This is a genomic window from Streptomyces sp. NPDC000410 (assembly GCF_040300305.1).
Lineage (GTDB): Bacteria > Actinomycetota > Actinomycetes > Streptomycetales > Streptomycetaceae > Streptomyces.
Map to the genome: position 1 here is coordinate 1 of NZ_JBEPDM010000083.1, position 17,556 is coordinate 17,556.

Annotated in this window: 16 protein-coding genes, 3 pseudogenes and 1 riboswitch; of the genes and pseudogenes, 8 read left to right on the forward strand and 11 right to left on the reverse strand. The window is 72.1% G+C overall.

Going from position 1 to position 17,556, the window contains the following annotated elements; translation table 11 throughout:
* Positions 1 to 115: 115 nt before the first annotated feature.
* The 3 genes from ABT342_RS36455 to ABT342_RS36465 form a co-directional block, all read right to left on the reverse strand.
* Complete coding sequence (locus ABT342_RS36455; protein WP_351583348.1) at positions 116 to 1,363, reverse strand: hypothetical protein; 1,248 nt, start codon at positions 1,361 to 1,363, stop codon at positions 116 to 118.
* A 272-nt stretch (positions 1,364 to 1,635) separates the two neighbouring features.
* Positions 1,636 to 1,878 carry a chaplin gene (locus ABT342_RS36460; protein ID WP_351583351.1) on the reverse strand — a complete coding sequence of 81 codons (243 nt, stop codon included), beginning with the start codon at positions 1,876 to 1,878 and terminating at the stop codon, positions 1,636 to 1,638.
* Positions 1,879 to 2,056: 178 nt separating this feature from the next.
* A complete protein-coding gene (locus tag ABT342_RS36465) occupies positions 2,057 to 2,302 on the reverse strand; it encodes a chaplin (RefSeq protein ID WP_351583354.1) in 246 nt (81 codons plus the stop codon).
* Positions 2,303 to 2,650: 348 nt separating this feature from the next.
* On the opposite strand from ABT342_RS36465, the gene ABT342_RS36470 reads away from it, so the two are divergent.
* Positions 2,651 to 3,868, forward strand: a complete 1,218-nt coding sequence (locus tag ABT342_RS36470; protein ID WP_502965675.1) for a glycosyltransferase — start codon at positions 2,651 to 2,653, stop codon at positions 3,866 to 3,868.
* Between the two features lie 158 nt (positions 3,869 to 4,026).
* Here the strand turns inward: ABT342_RS36470 and ABT342_RS36475 are convergent, their stop codons facing one another.
* The 3 genes from ABT342_RS36475 to ABT342_RS36485 all read right to left on the reverse strand — a co-directional run bounded on the left by ABT342_RS36475 (position 4,027) and on the right by ABT342_RS36485 (position 5,814).
* Entirely contained in the window at positions 4,027 to 4,893 is an 867-nt protein-coding gene (locus tag ABT342_RS36475) for a chaplin (protein ID WP_351583357.1), read from the reverse strand.
* 107 nt (positions 4,894 to 5,000) lie between these two features.
* The gene (locus tag ABT342_RS36480; protein ID WP_351583360.1) at positions 5,001 to 5,234 is read right to left on the reverse strand and encodes a chaplin; all 234 of its coding nucleotides are present in this window, start codon (positions 5,232 to 5,234) and stop codon (positions 5,001 to 5,003) included.
* Between the two features lie 166 nt (positions 5,235 to 5,400).
* Positions 5,401 to 5,814, reverse strand: coding sequence for a rodlin (locus ABT342_RS36485; RefSeq protein ID WP_351583363.1), 414 nt, complete (start codon positions 5,812 to 5,814; stop codon positions 5,401 to 5,403).
* A 218-nt stretch (positions 5,815 to 6,032) separates the two neighbouring features.
* Here ABT342_RS36485 and ABT342_RS36490 point away from each other — a divergent pair, with 218 nt between their 5' ends.
* On the forward strand, positions 6,033 to 6,374 hold the full coding sequence (locus tag ABT342_RS36490; RefSeq protein ID WP_351583366.1) for a hypothetical protein: 342 nt from the start codon (positions 6,033 to 6,035) through the stop codon (positions 6,372 to 6,374).
* 149 nt (positions 6,375 to 6,523) lie between these two features.
* Positions 6,524 to 6,934, forward strand: coding sequence for a rodlin (locus tag ABT342_RS36495; RefSeq protein ID WP_351583369.1), 411 nt, complete (start codon positions 6,524 to 6,526; stop codon positions 6,932 to 6,934).
* Positions 6,935 to 7,029: 95 nt separating this feature from the next.
* Here ABT342_RS36495 and ABT342_RS36500 read toward each other — a convergent pair whose 3' ends face one another.
* Complete coding sequence (locus ABT342_RS36500) at positions 7,030 to 7,224, reverse strand: hypothetical protein (RefSeq protein ID WP_351583372.1); 195 nt, start codon at positions 7,222 to 7,224, stop codon at positions 7,030 to 7,032.
* 172 nt (positions 7,225 to 7,396) lie between these two features.
* On the opposite strand from ABT342_RS36500, the gene ABT342_RS36505 reads away from it, so the two are divergent.
* The gene (locus ABT342_RS36505) at positions 7,397 to 7,807 is read left to right on the forward strand and encodes a rodlin (RefSeq protein WP_351583375.1); all 411 of its coding nucleotides are present in this window, start codon (positions 7,397 to 7,399) and stop codon (positions 7,805 to 7,807) included.
* Between the two features lie 104 nt (positions 7,808 to 7,911).
* A pseudogene (gene abc-f, locus ABT342_RS36510) lies at positions 7,912 to 9,639 on the forward strand (ribosomal protection-like ABC-F family protein); the annotation flags it as partial.
* Here abc-f and ABT342_RS36515 read toward each other — a convergent pair.
* Positions 9,634 to 10,779, reverse strand: coding sequence for a methyltransferase (locus ABT342_RS36515; RefSeq protein WP_351583378.1), 1,146 nt, complete (start codon positions 10,777 to 10,779; stop codon positions 9,634 to 9,636). The pseudogene abc-f and the gene ABT342_RS36515 sit on opposite strands and share 6 nt — an antisense overlap.
* A 47-nt stretch (positions 10,780 to 10,826) precedes the next feature.
* On the opposite strand from ABT342_RS36515, the gene ABT342_RS36520 reads away from it, so the two are divergent.
* Positions 10,827 to 11,243 carry a GNAT family N-acetyltransferase gene (locus ABT342_RS36520; protein WP_351583381.1) on the forward strand — a complete coding sequence of 139 codons (417 nt, stop codon included), beginning with the start codon at positions 10,827 to 10,829 and terminating at the stop codon, positions 11,241 to 11,243.
* A 12-nt stretch (positions 11,244 to 11,255) separates the two neighbouring features.
* Here the strand turns inward: ABT342_RS36520 and ABT342_RS36525 are convergent, their stop codons facing one another.
* Complete coding sequence (locus tag ABT342_RS36525; RefSeq protein ID WP_351583384.1) at positions 11,256 to 11,879, reverse strand: acyl-CoA-like ligand-binding transcription factor; 624 nt, start codon at positions 11,877 to 11,879, stop codon at positions 11,256 to 11,258.
* Positions 11,880 to 11,952: 73 nt separating this feature from the next.
* Between ABT342_RS36525 and ABT342_RS36530 the strand changes: the two genes are divergently transcribed.
* Positions 11,953 to 12,876: an oxidoreductase gene (locus ABT342_RS36530; RefSeq protein WP_351583387.1), complete on the forward strand. Its 924-nt coding sequence runs from the start codon at positions 11,953 to 11,955 to the stop codon at positions 12,874 to 12,876.
* Positions 12,877 to 12,884: 8 nt separating this feature from the next.
* Here ABT342_RS36530 and cobN read toward each other — a convergent pair whose 3' ends face one another.
* On the reverse strand, positions 12,885 to 16,505 hold the full coding sequence (cobN, locus tag ABT342_RS36535; protein ID WP_351583390.1) for a cobaltochelatase subunit CobN: 3,621 nt from the start codon (positions 16,503 to 16,505) through the stop codon (positions 12,885 to 12,887).
* A gap of 37 nt (positions 16,506 to 16,542) precedes the next feature.
* A riboswitch (cobalamin riboswitch) is annotated at positions 16,543 to 16,676 on the reverse strand.
* 55 nt (positions 16,677 to 16,731) lie between these two features.
* Between cobN and ABT342_RS36540 the strand changes: the two are divergent.
* A pseudogene (locus tag ABT342_RS36540) lies at positions 16,732 to 17,466 on the forward strand (ferredoxin-like domain-containing protein); the annotation flags it as partial.
* On the opposite strand, the pseudogene ABT342_RS38360 reads toward ABT342_RS36540, so the two are convergent.
* Positions 17,463 to 17,556, reverse strand: a pseudogene (locus tag ABT342_RS38360) (hypothetical protein); the annotation flags it as partial. The pseudogenes ABT342_RS36540 and ABT342_RS38360 overlap by 4 nt on opposite strands.

The following is a 17,556-nucleotide window of genomic DNA, read 5'->3' on the forward strand; positions in this document are numbered from 1 at the left end:
CTGGCTGTGTTCTCGTCCTGTACCCAGCGGTAGGTGACCTTGCCGGAGCCCTGGGCCGAGATGGTGCCGGTGAGCCCCGGACATCGGGGCCGGCACGACGCGCATACGCCAGTGGTCAGCTGACGGGCGCCGCCGGGGCGGCGAGGGAAGGCTGCCCCTCCAGCGGAAGCGGCAGCGGGAGCTGCGGCAGGCCGGGGAGGTTGGCCGCCGGGAGGCCGCCACCGAGCAGAATCGCGGCGACCAGGTTGACGAGACCGGTCACGACCGCCACCACGGCGGCGGCCACCGCCGCGACGTCGCCTCCGGTGGCCGCGGCGATGAGGTTGTCAACCGCCTTCTGCAGCGCCTCCAGCGCGTCCCCCTTCAGGTCCGCCTTGCCCTGGGAGGCCTCCAGCTTGGCCTTGGAGTCCTCGAGCGCCGCCATGAGGACCGGCATCAGCGGGTGGGGCTGCTGCGCCGCCGGGGCCTGCGGGCGCTCCGGCGCCTGCACCTCGGCGGCCGGGGCCTGCGGCCTCTCGACCGCGGGCTCCTGCGGCAGCTCGGCCGCCGGGGCCTGCGGGGCCTCGGGCCTCAGCTGCTCGGGAGCCGCGGGCTCCAGGGGCTTCTCGACGGCGGGCTCCTGCGGCTTCTCCGCCACCGGGGCCTGCGGGACCTCGGGCTTCGACACCTCCGGGGACGCGGGCTCCTCGACCGCGGGCTCCTGCGGCAGCTCGGCCGCCGGGGCCTCCGGCTTCGCCACCTCCGCAGGCTCCTCGACCGCCGGGGCCTCCGGCTTCGCCACCTCCGCAGGCTCCTCAGCCGCCGGGGCCTCCGCGGGCTCCTCAGCCGCCGGGGCCTCCGCGGGCTCCTCGACCGCCGGCTCCTGGGGCTTCTCGACGGCGGGCTCCCGCGGCTTCTCCGCCACCGGAGACTGCGGGACCTCGGGCTTCGACACCTCCGGAGCCGCGGGCTCCTGCGGCTTCCCCGCCTCCGGTGCCGCGATCTCCTGCGGCTTCTCGGCCTCCGGGGCCGCCGGGTTCTCGGCGGCGGGCTTCTGCGTGGCCGCGGCCGCGGCCGCCGCGATGGCCGCCTTGATGGCATCGGCGTGCTTCGTGGCGTCGGCGGCCGTCAGTTGACCGTTGTCGGCGGCGAGGACGGCCTTCAGGAGATCGGTGACCGGTGTCAGTACGCCCCCGAGGTCGGCCAGCAGCTCGACCTTGAGGAGCAGCGCCGCGGCGTCGGGGACCGGTACGGCGGCCGGGTCCTCCGTGACCAGGGCGCGCGGAGCCCGGTTCTCCGCCGCCATGGCGGGACCGGCGGCGCCCAGAAGGAGGCTGAGGGAAAGAGCTGTTGTGGCGATGCGGCGCGTTGCCAGAGCACGCATGAAGATTCCCTTTCGATGATCGTCGGATCTTGTGATCACCGTGCGAGGGGCGCATGCCGGGCGCAACCGTACAACTGCGGAGCGTGCTCGGAGCACTGTGCACAGGCATCGCTCATCGGTACATTTCCCCTGGTGAGAGCTTGATCATCAGCTTGCTCCCGCCGATGGGGGGCAGTCACCGCCATTCGGGGCAGCGCCTGCGCCAACAGCGCGAAGCCGCTCTCCCCGCTGTGGCGGGGAGAGCGGCTTCGAGTGAACGCCGAGGAAGGCGGTCAGGAGGCGTTGACGCAGGTGTTGCCGAAGGTCGGGTTCAGCAGGCCGGCGATGTCGATGGTGTTGCCGCAGAGGTTGACCGGGACCTGGACCGGCACCTGGACCACGTTGCCCGAGACGACACCCGGGTTGTGGTACGCACCGCCATGCGCGCCACTGTCGGCGGTGGCGATGCCGGCGGAGCCCGCAACAGCGGCGGCAGCGACGGTGGACAGGGCAAGAGCCTTCGCGGTACGCGACATGGAGAGGTGCTCCTTGGTCGTTTGTTCCTCGACCGGGCGTGACTGCCCGGCCGAAGCATCAACGGGGATGGAGGCCGCCTGGTTGTGCGGCCGAAAGGGTGAACGCGGGTCGGTTCGTACGAGCGGCGCGCGGGGCACTTGGGGATGAGCCCCGCGCGCGCGACCGGCGACCGGGGTGTCAGGAGACGGCGTAGCAGCGGTTGCCGAAGGTCGGGTTCAGAACACCGATGAGGACGTTGACGGTGTTGCCGCAGGCGAGGACCGGGACGTGGACCGGCACCTGGGCCACGTTGCCCGTGGCGACACCCGGGTTGTGGTACGAACCGCCGCCGGCACCGGCGTCCGCGGCGGCCGCACCCGCGGCGCCCAGAACGAGCGCGACGCCCGAGCCCATGAGCGCGACCGACTTGATGATTCGCTTCATCATTCTTTCCTTTCGGGTTACCGATGGGGGCACAACACTCAACGACGGGCCCCGGCCGCAGATACGGATGAAAAGCCGAAGGGACTAATCCGGCGTACTCCACCTCGTACGATTCCGGGCGGAAAAGGGGTTAGAGTCGGCTCCCGCCCGAAGAACACACGGGACAGGATTTTCCGGCCGCGAATACGGAGAGCCGGGTCCGCCGGTCGGCCGACCCGGTGAACTGTGTGCAGAATTGCACCTCACAGAATTCGACCGTCCGGAAGCGGGCCGCGATTTCCGGTCCGCGGCCCGCCGGGCACGCGCCCCTCCCTGTCCCGGAGCCCGTACACGAGCGGAGATCTGCGCGTGCCGACGCGACCCCTCCCGCCCCTCCCGCCCCCCTTCCCGCACTCCACGCCCCACGGCCGTCGCCCGTCCGTGCTCCACGTCGTGCAGCCCGTCGACGGCGGTGTCGCCCGGGTCGTGACGGATCTGGTGACCGATCAGATCCGCACCGGCCTGCGGGTGGCCGTCGCCTGCCCGCGCGGCGGTCTCGCCGACGCCGTACGCGGGCTCGGCGCCGAGGTCCACGCCTGGCGGGCCGCGCGGTCGCCCGGACCGCTGCTGCCCGCCGAGGTCCGGCAGCTCGGCCGGCTCGTCGCGCGCGTACGCCCGTACCTCGTCCATGCCCACAGCGCGAAGGCCGGACTGGCCACGCGGCTCGCCGTACGGGGCCGGATCCCGACCGTTTTCCAGCCGCACGCCTGGTCGTTCGAGGCGGTCGGCGGGGTCACCGCCCGGCTGGCGCGGCGCTGGGAACGCTACGGCGCCCGCTGGGCCGACCGGATCGTCTGCGTCAGCGAGGCGGAGCGGCGCACCGGGGAGCGCGCGGGCATCGCCGCGCGCTGGACCGTCATCCGCAACGGCGTCGACACCGAACGCTTCCGGCCCCCGCCCGAGCGGCCCGAGGGCGGGCCGAGGCCGCTGCCACCGCTGGTGGCCGATCTGCCCGTGTCCGCGCCGCTGGTGGTGTGCGTGGGACGGCTGTGCCGGCAGAAGGGCCAGGACGTGCTGCTCTCGGCGTGGGAGCAGGTGCTGCGCCGACTCCCCAACGCCTGTCTCGTCCTGGTCGGCGACGGCCCCGACGACGACCTGCTGCGCTCGTCGGCGCCCGCGTCCGTACGGTTCGCGGGCAGCGCGCCGGACGCGGCGCCCTGGTACCGGGCGGCCGATCTGGTGGTCCTGCCGTCCCGCTGGGAGGGCATGGCGCTGGCGCCGCTGGAGGCCATGGCCTGCGGCCGGCCGGTCGTGGTCAGCGATGTCGACGGGGCCCGGGAGAGCCTGCCGCCCGGACACGCCCTGTTCTGTCTGACGCCGCCCGAGGATCCGTACGCGCTGGCCACGGCCGTATCGGATCTGCTGCTCAACGCGCCGCTGCGCACCACGCTGGGCCGCCAGGGCCACCAGCACGTCCTGTCCGCCCACGACGTACGGCACACGGCGGACGCCGTCGCTCAGGTGTACCGCGACATGGCCGACGTGACCGGCGCGGAGCCCGCGTGCGGGGTGCCCGTCGAGCGGTGACCACGCCACGGGGGCGGCGCGGTACGCCCCCGTACGGAACCACCGCCGTCGGGGCACGAAAACGGCCGGGAGAGTCCGGAGGAAGGAACTCTCCCGGCCATCGCCGGGCGGGGATCACGCCTTGTCAGCGCCGCGTCAGGACGCCGTTCGACGAATCGTCAGCGCTGCGCGGCGGCCCTGCCCCGGCGGTAGAGCACTCCGCCGCCGACCAGCAGGCCCGCGGCGGCGGCCGCGGCGGCGAGCGTGTCGCTGTCGCTGCCGGTCCTGGCCAGCTGCCGGACCTCCTCGGCGGGGGCGACCTCGTGCGTGACGGGGGCCACGGGACGGGGCTTGGGGACCACCCGCTCATCGGGGGTCGTGGGAGTCGGCGGGCGCTCCTCCTCGCGGGTGGGCGGCAGCTTCACGTCGCCGTTCGCGCACTCGTTGCCGAAGGCCGGGTTCAGCAGGCCGACGAGGTTCGCGGAGTTCCCGCAGGCGTTGACCGGTACGTGCACCGGGACCTTGACGTTGTTGCCGGACAGCAGACCGGGGGAGCCCACCGTGTCACCCTCGGCCCAGGCTCCCGAGTGCCCGCCGTCGTGGTGGCGGCCATGGTCACCGTGGCCGCCGTGGGCGTACGTGTCGTCCCCGTCCTTCTCGTCGTACGCGCCCTTCACGTCCGAGCCGTGCGTGCCCGAGCTGTCCTTGCCGTGCGCGCCGGAACCGTGCTCGGATCCGTACCCGCCGGAGTCATGCGAGGACTCCTTCTTGTGCTTCACGCGGTCCGGTCGCTTCGGGCCGTCCGAAACATTGGCGCACTTGTTGCCGAACGCCGGATTGAGCACCCCGATGACGTCCACCGAGTTGCCGCACACATTGACCGGCACCTCCACGGGCACCTGGACGCTGTTGCCGGAGACCACGCCGGGCGAACCCACCGCCTCCCCGTCCGCGTGGGAAGTGGCGTTGGCGTACCCGCCGTTCAGAGAAAGAATGCTGGTGGCCGCCGCGGCCGTCAGAATTCCCTTGCCGATGACCTGTCGCATCTCGTTGTCTTCCCACTCTAGGTTGGAGAACCGCTCCCGGGGTGGACCGCACGAGGGCGGGACACCCCGGGACCGGTGGAGAATGGCCCTCAGGGCCGCGTGTCACATCAGTGGTTCACGCAGGTGTTGCCGGCCGCCGGGTTCAGGAGCCCGATGACGCTGATGGTGTTGCCGCACGCGAGGACGTCTGCTTCGACGGGAACCACGACCGCGTTCCCGGAGAGCAGACCCCCCGAGTTACTGGTAGTGGCTGTGCCGTCCGGGTCCGCGAGGGCGGGCGAGGCCAGGCCCATCGCCATCACCAGGCCGGCGAAAACCGTGGCAGTCTTCTTGTACTTCATTCCGATCCCTTCTCTTTCGGTTGGGCAGCCGTCAGCGGCATGCACCGCCGACGCGCTACCTACGAGAAGTGACCGAGGACGAAACTCTTCATCCAATCATCTGGACACATTCACTCGGACGCCCAAAGAGTCAGGCCGGTGAATGAGGCGGAGTGTCGCCCGGAACTCAGCCGTTGGTCTCGCCGTTGCCGGAGAACAGGGAGAGGCCTTCGAGGACGTGCGACAGCGGGTCGTCGCCGTCGACCGCGGTCGAGTTCTCGGTGCACTGCTGGCTCTGCGCGCTGGACAGGGCGTTGATGTCCTGAACGGCGAGCGTCCCCAGGATGCCGCCGAGCGCACCGACGTTGACCTTGTTCGGCAGGCCGATGCACGGCTTGTTGAGCGTGCCCTGGATGAGGGCCATCTGCGGGCTGTAGTCGCCGTCCGTGTACTGGTTGCCGTAGAACTGCGCGGCGCCGTTGCCGCTGGCGGAGACGGGGCCGGTGTCGTCGCCGATGGCCAGGGCCTGCGGCGCCGCAGCTACCGAGATACCGGCGGCGGAGGCCGTGACCGCCACGGCAGCCATCACCTTCTTGATCATCACTACTTCCCTTTCAGCCGGAGCGCACGAGCTTGTCCGCGCGTCGGTTCAACTCGCGATCCGTGGGTTGGTTCCGCCCCTTCACCCGAATGGCCCGCAGAAAAAGGTGGGGAAGCGCCGCCACCTGCGGCGCGAATTCCCCGCGCGTCACACCATCATTTCGGACTTCTCTGCCGCTTATCATTCCGTCTGATTCAGGCCGACTTCGAGAGGATTCCGTGAAGCGCGCAAGACCTCGTCCTCGTTCCTGGAATGAACGCGAGCTCCGGCTCATCGACCGCCTGGCCGTCGTCCACCACAAACTGGACTCGGCGAACAGGGAGCGTGCCGCGCTCATCGCCTACATCTCGCGTCTGCACGCAGGAAGGATGACGCCGCCGGACCCGGCGGGCGGCGTCGCGGTGCATGTCGACACCGCCGCCGGACAGCTCTCCTGGCGAGTGGACGCGGAAGACACGCATCTGCTGGCCGAGCCGGACTCCTCCGTCGAGACGCTCACCCGGTTGTCCTTCCTGCACTTGCACCGGCGACCCAACCGGCCAGCATGGAGGAGCGGTTGACGGTGGATCCGGGCGAGCCGGACCGGCGGCCCGCACCGCTCGTTGGAGTGAAGCGGAAGAACCAACTCCAGTCGGGGGAGTTGGTCAGGAGGCTCCAGGAACGGGCTCTCCCAAACTCCTCCCAGAACCCCCCCAGAAAGGGATCAGTCGTGATCAAGAAGGCTATGGCGGCTGCCGCCGTCACCGCGTCTGTCATCGGTTTCTCGGCCGCGGCGGCGCCGCAGGCCCTGGCCATCGGCGACGACACCGGCCCCGTCTCCGCCAGCGGCAACGGCGCCTCGCAGTTCTACGGCAACCAGGCCACCTACGGAAAGTTCAGCCCGCAGATGTCCCTCATCCAGGGCTCGCTCAACAAGCCGTGCATCGGCCTGCCGGGCAAGATCAACGCCGGCTCGATCCTCGGTGGCATCCCGATCGCCGTCCAGGACGTCAACGTTCTGTCCAGCGCGCAGAGCCAGCAGTGCGTCGAGAACTCGACCGCGGTCGACGGCGACGACCCGCTGTCGCACGTCCTCGACGACCTCTCCCTGCTCTCCGGCAACGGCGAGGGCAACGGCTGATCACGGCGCAAGGCCCCCGGCCGGGCCGTCGCGGCACTCCGCGGCGGCCCGGCCTTTTTCCTGCCCGCCCGCAGGTCACCAACCCCGCCCGCCGGTCACCAACGCGGCCAGCAGGGCCCGGAGACGATCGCCGCCCACTCCCGGTCGGGGACGCCGGGGAGGGTCCTGCCCAGGGCGGACCACTGGGCCATGAGTGACGCGTAGATGGGCTCCGCCGGCCGCTCGTCCGGGTCCCTCCGGCTCGCCGGGATCAGCGTCTGCCGTTCCCAGCGGCCCCTGTGCTCCGTCATGCCCCCAATATCCCGTACCTCCCCGCCGCCTGGAGCGAAAGAGCGAGGCACACGAGCCCAGTGCTCCACGCGCTCGACCATTCGGGTTACAAGCCGCAACCAGGGCACCTTCCGCCAAGTTGATCATCACGGCACTTCATCGGTGGGGTGCGGATCCGGAAAGGGAATCAACATGAAGAAGCTGTGGGCTGCCGCGGCTGTGACCGCGTCCATCGCCGGAATCTCGCTGACCGCGGCGCCGCAGGCGCTGGCGATCGGCGACGACACCGGCCCCGTCTCCGCCAGCGGCAACGGCGCCTCGCAGTTCTACGGCAACCAGGCCACGGACGGTGACTACAGCGGACAGTTCTCCCTGGTCCAGGGCACGCTGAACAAGCTCTGCGTCGGCCTGCCGAACAAGGTCAACGCCGGTTCGCTCATCGGCATCCTGGTGCCGGTCGCCGTTCAGGACATCAACGCCCTGTCCAGCGCCCAGTACCAGCAGTGCACCGAGAACTCGACCGCGGTCGACGGCGACGACCCGCTGTCGAACGTCCTCAGCGACCTCTCGGTCGGCGCCGGCAACGGCCTCGGCAACGGCTGAGTCCGACCCGGGCCCATCGGGCCGACAGGGGCCCGGTCCGACGCATCGCCGTCGGACCGGGCCCTTTGCCGTTCCCGGACGACACTCCCCGACACCGTTCCCCAATGACGAGACGGAACGTCTTGCGCACGGGCCCGGCGGGGTGTACCTTTCCAGAAGTCGAGACGAAACGGTCCGTCTCGCCAGCCCTGTCGCCCAGGAAAGGTCCGCCCTTGCACCCTGCTGTCGCCCCTGCCGCCCCCACCGCCGCCGACACCCGCATCGTCCTGGCGGACGTCACCAAGCGCTACGACGACCACGTCGTCCTCGACCGCGTCAGCTTCACCGTCCGGCCCGGCGAGAAGGCCGGTGTGGTCGGCGACAACGGCTCGGGAAAGTCCACGCTGCTGCGGCTGCTCGCCGGAATCGAGCAGCCCGACAACGGCACCGTCGAGGTCGCCGCCCCCGGCGGCGTCGGCCATCTCGCCCAGACCCTCGACCTGCCCGCGAGCGCACGCGTCGGTGACGCCGTCGATCTCGCCCTCGCCGAACTGCGGGCACTGGAGCGGCGGATCCGGCGGGCCGAGACGGAGCTGCACCGGACCGGTCCGGAGGGACTGGCCGCGTACGGCGACCTCGTCGCCGCGTACGAGGCGCGCGGCGGCCACGACGCGGACCGCCGCGTCGACATCACCCTGCGCCGCCTCGGCGAACGGGCGGGCCTGGACCGCGCCCGGCCGCTCGGCACCCTGTCGGGCGGTCAGCGCTCCCGGCTCGCACTCGCCGCGACCCTCGCCGCCGCGCCCGAGATCCTGCTGCTCGACGAGCCCACCAACGACCTCGACGACGAGGCGGTGTGCTGGCTGGAGGAGCATCTGCGGGCCCACCGCGGCACCGTCGTCGCGGTCACCCACGACCGGGCGTTCCTCGACCGGGTCACCACCACCGTGCTGGAGGTGGACCAGGATCTGCGTACCGTACGCCGCTACGGGAACGGCTACGCGGGCTTCCTCGCCCAGAAGGCCGCCGAACGGGCCCGCTGGGCGCGGCAGTACGAGCAATGGCGTGCCGAGCTCGCCCGCCAGTCCGCGCTGGCCGAGAACAACATCGGGCTGCTGTCCGCGATCCCGCGCAAGGCGCCCGCCGCGTTCAGCGGCGCCGGGGCCTTCCGCGCCCGTTCGCGGGCGCACGGCGCGATGAGCAGGATCCGCAGCGCGAAGGAACGCCTGCACCGGCTCACCGAGAACCCGGTACCGCCGCCGCCCGAGCCGCTGTGCTTCACCGGCTCGTTCCGGGGCGACCCGGGAGGCGCCGAGCTGCACGGCGTACACGTGGCCGGGCGCCTGACGGTCGACGCGCTGCGGATCGCGCCCGGCGAACGGCTGCTCGTCACCGGCCCGAACGGCGCGGGCAAGTCCACGCTGCTCCAGGTGCTCGCCGGGGAACTGACGCCGGACGGCGGTACGGTCCGGGCGCCGGCCCGGGTCGGACTGCTGCGCCAGCAGAGCGCGCCGGTGCGCGACGCCGGCCGTACCGTACGGGAGCTGTGCGGCGAGGAGGGCGTCGAGCGCCTGACGGCGCTCGGGCTGCTGCGCGCGGCGGACCTCGGCAAGCCCGTGGGTGCGCTCTCCACCGGCCAGCTCCGCAAGCTGGAGCTGGCCAGGCTGGTCGCCGAACCCGTCGATCTGCTGCTGCTCGACGAGCCGACGAACCATCTCGCCCCGGCGCTGGTGGAGGAGCTGGAGGCGGCGCTCGCGACGTATCCGGGCGCGCTGGTGGTCGTCACGCACGACCGGCGGCTGCGCGCCTCGTTCACCGGGTCCCGGCTGGAGCTGGCGGCGGGCCGCTCAGCGCTTCTTCACCGCGCGCAGGACGACGAACTTCGGGTTGCTCGCGACGGTCTCGCAGTTGCCGAAGAGGCGGCGCAGCTTGACGTGGTAGCCGAGGTGGCGGTTGCCGATCACCCACAGCTCGCCGCCGGGGCGCAGCGCGGTGCGTGAGCCGGTGAACATGCGCCAGGACGTGCTGTCGGTCAGGGCGCGGTGGGTGTGGAAGGGAGGGTTGTTGAGCACCAGGTCGACGGACCCGCGCTCCACGCCCGACAGTCCGTCGCCCACCAGGAACTCGGCCTTGGCGGACGGCCCGGCGTTCGCGCGGAACGTCGCCTCGGCCGAGGCCACCGCCTGGAAGGACTCGTCCGTGAACAGCACGTCGGCCTCGGGGTTCGCGACCGCCACCGCCGTACCGACGACACCGTTTCCGCAGCCCAGGTCCACGACGCGGACCGGGCCGCGGCGGACGGGCAGATGGTGCAGGAGGAAACGGGTGCCGATGTCCAGGTGCTCGGCGCAGAAGATGCCCGCGTGGTTGGTGACGGGCCGTCCGGACATCACTCCGATGTCGTCGGGCAGGTCGTAGACGCGGGGCCACGGCTCACCCGCGGCGGGGCCGCGTGTGCGGTCCGGGTCCGGGGTGCAGAAGATCAGCCGGGCCTTCTTCACGGCCAGCGAGGTCCTGGTCGGGCCGATGATCCGCTCGAACAGTTTCAGCGTGGAGGTGTGGATCTCGGTGACCATGCCCGTGCCGACGACGAGGGTGTCCGCATGGACGTGCGGCGCGAGGCGCCGGAGCTGGTCCTCCAGGAGGGCAAGACTTTTGGGGACGCGGACGAGCAGCACGTCGATGCGGTCGGGGGGCGTGTCCCGCGTGGTCGCCAGGGTGACGCCCGCCGCGTCGTTGCGGGCGAGGTTGGCGCGGGTCGCCTGCTGGGTGAGGTACGAGTCGGTGATCTGGGTGGGGCGGTGCGCCGCGAGCGCGGTGACCAGGGCGCCCCAGCGGTCCCCCAGCACGACGACGGTGCCGTCGAGGGCTTCGCCTTCGAGATGCCGTAGCAGGTACTCGTCCGAGGCGTCCCAGGCCCGGAGCTGGTCACGGGGGTCCTCGGGGTATCGGGTGAGCGCGAGGTCGCCCCATGACGTGCTGAAGATGTTCATCGTGCCTTCAGGCTACGCGGCCTTCCTCGCGGCAGTAGGGTCGGCCAATGACCGATTTACGTGTGGCGGACGGGGACGACGAGCTCGCGGAGCGCCTGGACAAGGAGCTGACGGAGTTCAACGAGCGCGCGACCGGGGTCGAGGTGCGCGAGCTCTCGGCCCGCGTCACGGGTGACGACGGTGAGCTGGTCGGCGGGCTGACCGGATGGACCTGGGGCGACTGCGGCTTCGTCGAGATGCTGTGGGTCCACGAGGACCACCGCCACGGCGGCTGGGGCGGCAAGCTGCTCCGCGCGGCGGAGGAGGAGGCCCTGCGGCGCGGGTGCGTACGGATGGTGGTGGCGTCCTACACGTTCCAGGCACCCCCGTTCTACCGGCGGCAGGGGTACGCGGAGATCGGGCGGATCGAGGGCATGCCGGGGGGCCACGCGGACGTGCACTTCTGCAAGGCGCTGGCGAGCTAGAGGGACACCCCTCTAGGGGGCGTCCAGCGCCGGGGCGATGATGTCGAAGGCCCGGTCGAGCAGCTCGATCGGGTCCTCGGCGCCGTCGCTGCCGCTCCACCGTCGCAGCACGGTGTCGAAGGCGGTCAGCGCGATCCCGGCGGCCAGCTGCGGGTACAGATCGGTGTCGGGGTCGAGCCCCAGGCGGCCGGCCAGCTCCGCCGTCAGGTCGTCGCGCCACTGCGCCTGGCGCTCCAGGAAGCGTGCACGCAGGGCGGGCGTACGAAGGATCAGCTGGACCACGCGCAGTGCCCTGGTGGCGTGGTCGGAATGCTCGCCGCAGGTGGCGAGGGGCACCGAGACGGCCTTCAGCAGCGCCACGGCGGGGGGTTCCCCGGCGGGGCGGTCCGCGAGCTCCGCACTGATGCCGGTGCCCATGTCGGCCAGGAACTGGACGACGACGTCCTCCTTGGACGCGAAGTACCGGAAGAACGTCCGCTTGGAGACGCCCGCGGCGGTCGCGATCTCGTCGATGGTGACCGCGTCGAACCCCTTCACCGCCAGCGACTGCAGTGCCGCTTCGGTGAGTTCGTTCGCGACGAGCTGACGTTTGCGCTGGGCCAGGCTGACGGCACGGGAGCTGCTCACATGAACCATCCTACACACCATGCCTTCGATGTCACTCAGTAGCACCTTGACACTCGGTGCCATCGACGGCAACATCTGCCTCATGACACAGCATCAGCAGCGTGCGGACCAGACCGGGCGGGTGTTCGTCGTCACCGGAGCCAACAGCGGCCTCGGTCTGGCGACCACCCGGGCGCTCGCCCACCGGGGCGCGCACGTGATCCTCGCCGTACGGGACACGGACAAAGGCGCACGGGCGGTGGCCGGGATCACCGCCGAACAGCCGGGGGCGAGCCTTGAGGTACGCCGTCTCGACCTCGCCGACCTCGACTCGGTCCGGGACTTCGCCGATCAGGTGCGCCGCGACCACCCGCGGCTGGACGTGCTCGTCAACAACGCCGGCGTGATGGCGCCGCCCCGGTCACTGAGCGCGCAGGGCCACGAGGTGCAGTTCGCCGCCAACCATCTCGGCCACTTCGCGCTGACCGGGCTGCTGCTCGACCCGCTGGCCGCCGGGCGCGACCCCCGCGTGGTCACGGTGAGCTCCCTCAACCACCGCAAGGGACGCATCCGCTTCGACGACATCTCCGGCGAGCGGGGCGGCTATTCGCCCATGGGCTTCTACGACCAGTCGAAGCTGGCCAATGCCGTCTTCGGCGCGGAGCTCCACCGGCGGCTGACCGAAGCCGGCAGCCCGGTGCGCAGTGTGCTCGCCCATCCCGGCTACACCGCCACCAACCTGCAGACCAGCGCGCCGACCGGTCTGGTCCGGCTGATGTTCGGCCACGTACTCAAGCCACTCGCCCAGAGCCCGGACCGGGGCGCGCTGCCGCAGCTGTACGCGGCGACCGACCCGAGCGTGGAGGGCGGGCAGTTCATCGGGCCGGACGGCAAGGGCGAGCTGCGCGGCGAACCGACCCAGGTAGGGCTGTCCCCCGCGGCGGCCGATGCGGAGACCGGCCGCCGCCTGTGGGAGCTGTCGGAACGCCTGACCGGCGTACGGTTCGCGTTCCCGGCGTCTGTCTAGGCGGGTGTCTAGGCGGGCTCGTCGCCCTCCAGGTCACCCTCCGTCTCCAGGAACACCTGCCGCAGCGCCTCCAGCACCGCCGGGTCCGGCTTCGCCCACATGCCGCGGGACTCCGCCTCCAGCAGCCGCTCGGCGATGCCGTGGAGGGCCCACGGGTTGGCCTGCTGGAGGAACTCGCGGTTCTCCGGGTCCAGGACGTACGTCTGGGTGAGCTTGTCGTACATCCAGTCGGCGATGACGCCGGTCGTGGCGTCGTAGCCGAACAAGTAGTCCACCGTCGCGGCGAGTTCGAAGGCGCCCTTGTAGCCGTGGCGGCGCATCGCCTCGATCCACTTGGGGTTCACGACGCGGGCGCGGAAGACGCGCGAGGTCTCCTCGACCAGCGTCCGGGTGCGGACCGTCTCGGGGCGGGTCGAGTCGCCGATGTAGGCCTCGGGGGCCGTGCCCCGCAGCGCGCGCACGGTGGCGACCATGCCGCCGTGGTACTGGAAGTAGTCGTCGGAGTCCGCGATGTCGTGCTCGCGCGTGTCCGTGTTCTTCGCCGCGACCGCGATCCGCTTGTACGCCGTCTCCATCTCCTCCCGCGCCGGGCGCCCTTCGAGGCCGCGGCCGTACGCGTAACCGCCCCACACCGTGTAGACCTCGGCGAGGTCGGCGTCGGTGCGCCAGTCGCGGGAGTCGATGAGCTGGAGGAGTCCGGCCCCGTACGTCCCCGGGCGGGAGCCGAAGATCCGCGTGGTGGCCCGGCGTTCGTCGCCATGGGCGGCGAGGTCGGCCTGCGCGTGGGCGCGTACGAAGTTGTCGGCGTCCGGCTCCTCCAGCGACGCGGCGAGGCGTACCGCGTCGTCCAGCAGGCCGATGACGTGCGGGAAGGCGTCCCGGAAGAAGCCGGAGATGCGCAGCGTCACATCGATGCGCGGGCGGCCGAGCTCGGCGAGCGGGATGGGCTCCAGGCCGTTCACCCGGCGCGAGGCGTCGTCCCAGACCGGGCGGATGCCCAGCAGGGCCAGCGCCTCCGCGACGTCGTCGCCCGCCGTGCGCATCGCGCTCGTACCCCACAGGGACAGACCCACAGAGGTGGGCCATTCGCCGTTGTCGGTGCGGTAGCGCGTGAGGAGCGAGTCGGCGAGGGCCTGGCCGGTCTCCCAGGCGAGGCGGGAGGGGACGGCCTTGGGGTCGACGGAGTAGAAGTTGCGGCCGGTCGGCAGGACGTTGACCAGTCCGCGCAGGGGCGAGCCGGAGGGGCCGGCCGGGACGAAGCCGCCGTTCAGGGCGTGGACCGCGTGGTCGAGTTCGTCGGTGGTGGCGGCGAGGCGCGGGACGACCTGCTGGGCGGCGAAGCGCAGGATGTCGGCCACCTGCGGGCCGTGGTCCGCCGCGACCGTCGCCACGGCGGCCGGGTTCCAGTCCGCCTCCTCCATCGCCTCGACCAGCGCTCGGGCCGTGGCCTCCGCCTCGTCGGCGGTCTTCAGCGTCGCGGCGGACTCGTCGAGACCGAGGGCCTCGCGCAGTCCGGGCAGGCTGGTCGTACCGCCCCAGATCTGCCGGGCGCGGAGGATGGACAGGACGAGGTTGACCCGCTCGGGGCCGGTGGGCGCGCCGCCCAGCACATGCAGACCGTCGCGGATCTGGGCGTCCTTGACCTCGCACAGCCAGCCGTCGACGTGCAGCAGGAAGTCGTCGAAGCCGTCGTCGTCCGGGCGGTCGTCCATGCCCAGGTCGTGGTCGAGCTTCGCGGCCTGGATCAGGGTCCAGATCTGGGCCCTGATGGCCGGGAGCTTGGCCGGGTCCATGGAGGAGATCTGCGCGTACTCGTCGAGCAGCTGCTCCAGGCGCGCGATGTCGCCGTACGAGTCGGCGCGGGCCATCGGCGGGACGAGGTGGTCGATGAGGGTGGCGTGCACGCGGCGCTTGGCCTGGGTGCCCTCGCCCGGGTCGTTGACCAGGAACGGGTAGACGAGGGGCAGATCGCCGAGGGCGGCGTCAGGAGCGCAGGCGGCGGACAGGCCGGCGTTCTTGCCGGGCAGCCACTCCAGGTTGCCGTGCTTGCCGAGGTGGATCATCGCGTCGGCGCCGAACCCGCCGTCGTCGGCGGAGGCCGCGATCCAGCGGTAGGCGGCGAGGTAGTGGTGCGACGGCGGCAGGTCCGGGTCGTGGTAGATCGCGATCGGGTTCTCGCCGAACCCGCGCGGCGGCTGGATGACGACGAGGAGATTGCCGCGGCGCAGGGCGGCCAGCACGATGTCGCCCTCGGGATTGCGGGAGCGGTCCAGGAACATCTCGCCGGGCGCCGGGCCCCAGTGCTCCTCGACGTGCTCGCGCAGCTCCTGCGGCAGGGTCGCGTACCAGCGCTTGTAGTCGGCGGCCGGGATACGGACCGGATTGCGGGCGAGCTGCTCCTCGGTGAGCCAGTCCTGGTCGTGGCCGCCCGCCTCGATGAGCGCGTAGATCAGCTCGTCGCCGTCGCCGGACGCGAGGCCGGGGATCTCCTCGTCGCCGAAGTCGTAGCCCTCCTCGCGCAGTCGGCGCAGGAGCGAGACGGCGGAGGCGGGGGTGTCGAGGCCGACCGCGTTGCCGATGCGCGAGTGCTTGGTCGGGTACGCGGACAGGACGAGGGCGAGGCGCTTCTCGGCGTTGGGGATGTGCCGCAGACGCGCGTGGCGCACGGCGATGCCGGCGACCCGGGCCGCGCGCTCGGGATCGGCGACGTACGCCGGGAGGCCGTCCTCGTCGATCTCCTTGAAGGAGAACGGGACGGTGATCAGGCGCCCGTCGAACTCGGGGACGGCGACCTGGCTGGCGGCGTCCAGCGGGGAGAGCCCCTCGTCGTTCTCCTCCCACGCGCTGCGGGAGCCGGTGAGGCAGAGCGCCTGCAGGACGGGTACGTCGAGGGCGGCGAGCGCGCCCGCGTCCCACGACTCGTCGTCGCCGCCGGCCTGCGCGTCGGCGGGCCTGGTGCCGCCCGCGGCGAGAACGGTGGTGACGATCGCGTCGGCGCCGCGCAGCTGGTCGAGGAGCTCCGGCTCGGGGGCGCGGAGCGAGGCGACGTAGAGCGGGAGGGCCTGGGCGCCGGCGTCCTCGATGGCGTCGCAGAGGGCGCCGACGAAGGCGGTGTTGCCGCTCATGTGGTGGGCGCGGTAGTAGAGCACGGCGACGGTCGGACCGGTGGTGCCCTTGGGAGTGCGCTCCAGGGGGCCCCAGGTGGGCGCCGCGGCCGGGGGCTCGAAACCGTGCCCGGTGAGCAGGACCGTGTCGGACAGGAACCGGGCGAGCTGGTCGAGGTTGTCCGGGCCGCCGTGGGCGAGGTAGGCGTGCGCCTCGGCCGCGATGCCGATGGGAACCGTGGAGGCCTCCATCAGCTGGGCGTCAGGGGCCTGTTCGCCGGTCAGGACGACCACGGGCCGGGTCTGCCCCTCGGCGAGGAGGATGTCGAGGCCCTCCTGCCAGGCGCGGAGGCCGCCGAGGAGGCGCACGACGACGAGGTCGGTGCCGTCGAGGAGTCCGGGCAGGTCGTCGAGAGCGAGCCGGGAGGGGTTGGCGAACCGGTACGCGACCGGGCCCGCGGCCGCTCGGGCACTGAGCAGGTCGGTGTCGGAGGTCGACAGCAGCAGGATCGTCGCGTGCGTCATCGCGTGCGCAGGCCTTCCTCGGGGTGTCCGCGCCCCGGGTGGTCGTGGGACGGCGGGAGTTCCTGACTCACCGGGCCGGTGCAGCCCGATTCACAGTGGCGGGACCGCGCCGGACTCTCACCGGGCTTCCTCCCTAGGGCCCTGGGACCCCGTGCCGTTCTGCATAGTAGATCCTGCCCCCGTCGCACGGGTGGCTACCTCGAAGATCGCGGGTAGGGACGTAGGTATGCTCGCCGCCATGCCGCCCTCATCACCAACACCCTCGGACCGGGGTGAACCTCACATACGCGACCGGGGCGACGCCTGTCCGGGCGCGCTGCGACTGCACGCGGCGGACGACGGGCGACTGGCCCGACTCCGGTTGCCCGGCGGCTTGTTGACGTCCCGTCAGGGCGCTGCGCTGGCCGATACGGCCGACTCGCTGGGCGACGGCCGGCTGACCATCACCTCGCGGGGCAACGTGGAGCTGCGCGGCCTCGGCGAGGGGTGCGGGGCGGAGTTGGCGGAGGTGCTGCGGGCGGCCGGGCTGCTGCCCTCCGAGACGCACGAGCGGGTACGGAACGTGGTGGCCTCCCCGCTGTCCGGTCTGGACGGACTCGGCCACGCCGACGTCCAGTTGTGGACCCGCGCACTGGACGCGCTGCTGTGCGCGACCGGCTGGGCCGCCGGGCTGTCCGGCCGTTTCCTCTTCGCCCTGGACGACGGGCGGGGGGATGTGGCGGGCCTCGGCGCGGATGTGACCTTGCTCGCAGAGCCGGGGGGTGCGGTGGTCGTCCGGGTCGGTGGGCGGCACGTGCGCGTCGCCGCGGCCGACGCGCCCCGGGCCGCCCTCGCGGCGGCGGACGCGTTCCTGACCGCGGCGCGGGCGGCCGGCACGGGGGCGTGGCGGGTCCGGGACCTTCCGGTGGGGCAGGCGGTGGACGTGCTCGGGAGCCTGGACCGGGCGGGGGTCGCGGCCTCCTCGCGGATGATCACGTCCTGCGAGACGTCCACCAGACGACGGGTCAGGTAACCCGAGTCGGCGGTACGCAGGGCGGTGTCGGCCAGACCC

Excerpts from the sequence above, each read along its gene's own strand:
- ABT342_RS36465 (WP_351583354.1), bottom strand. The coding sequence starts at position 2,302 with ATGAAGCGAATCATCAAGTCGGTCGCGCTCATGGGCTCGGGCGTCGCG.
- ABT342_RS36500 (WP_351583372.1), bottom strand. The coding sequence starts at position 7,224 with ATGACGGAGCACAGGGGCCGCTGGGAACGGCAGACGCTGATCCCGGCG.
- ABT342_RS36455 (WP_351583348.1), bottom strand. The coding sequence starts at position 1,363 with ATGCGTGCTCTGGCAACGCGCCGCATCGCCACAACAGCTCTTTCCCTC.
- ABT342_RS36485 (WP_351583363.1), bottom strand. The coding sequence starts at position 5,814 with ATGATCAAGAAGGTGATGGCTGCCGTGGCGGTCACGGCCTCCGCCGCC.
- ABT342_RS36515 (WP_351583378.1), bottom strand. The coding sequence starts at position 10,779 with ATGAACATCTTCAGCACGTCATGGGGCGACCTCGCGCTCACCCGATAC.
- ABT342_RS36505 (WP_351583375.1), top strand. The coding sequence starts at position 7,397 with ATGAAGAAGCTGTGGGCTGCCGCGGCTGTGACCGCGTCCATCGCCGGA.
- ABT342_RS36475 (WP_351583357.1), bottom strand. The coding sequence starts at position 4,893 with ATGCGACAGGTCATCGGCAAGGGAATTCTGACGGCCGCGGCGGCCACC.
- ABT342_RS36480 (WP_351583360.1), bottom strand. The coding sequence starts at position 5,234 with ATGAAGTACAAGAAGACTGCCACGGTTTTCGCCGGCCTGGTGATGGCG.
- ABT342_RS36460 (WP_351583351.1), bottom strand. The coding sequence starts at position 1,878 with ATGTCGCGTACCGCGAAGGCTCTTGCCCTGTCCACCGTCGCTGCCGCC.
- ABT342_RS36520 (WP_351583381.1), top strand. The coding sequence starts at position 10,827 with ATGACCGATTTACGTGTGGCGGACGGGGACGACGAGCTCGCGGAGCGC.
- ABT342_RS36525 (WP_351583384.1), bottom strand. The coding sequence starts at position 11,879 with ATGGTTCATGTGAGCAGCTCCCGTGCCGTCAGCCTGGCCCAGCGCAAA.
- cobN (WP_351583390.1), bottom strand. The coding sequence starts at position 16,505 with ATGACGCACGCGACGATCCTGCTGCTGTCGACCTCCGACACCGACCTG.
- ABT342_RS36530 (WP_351583387.1), top strand. The coding sequence starts at position 11,953 with ATGACACAGCATCAGCAGCGTGCGGACCAGACCGGGCGGGTGTTCGTC.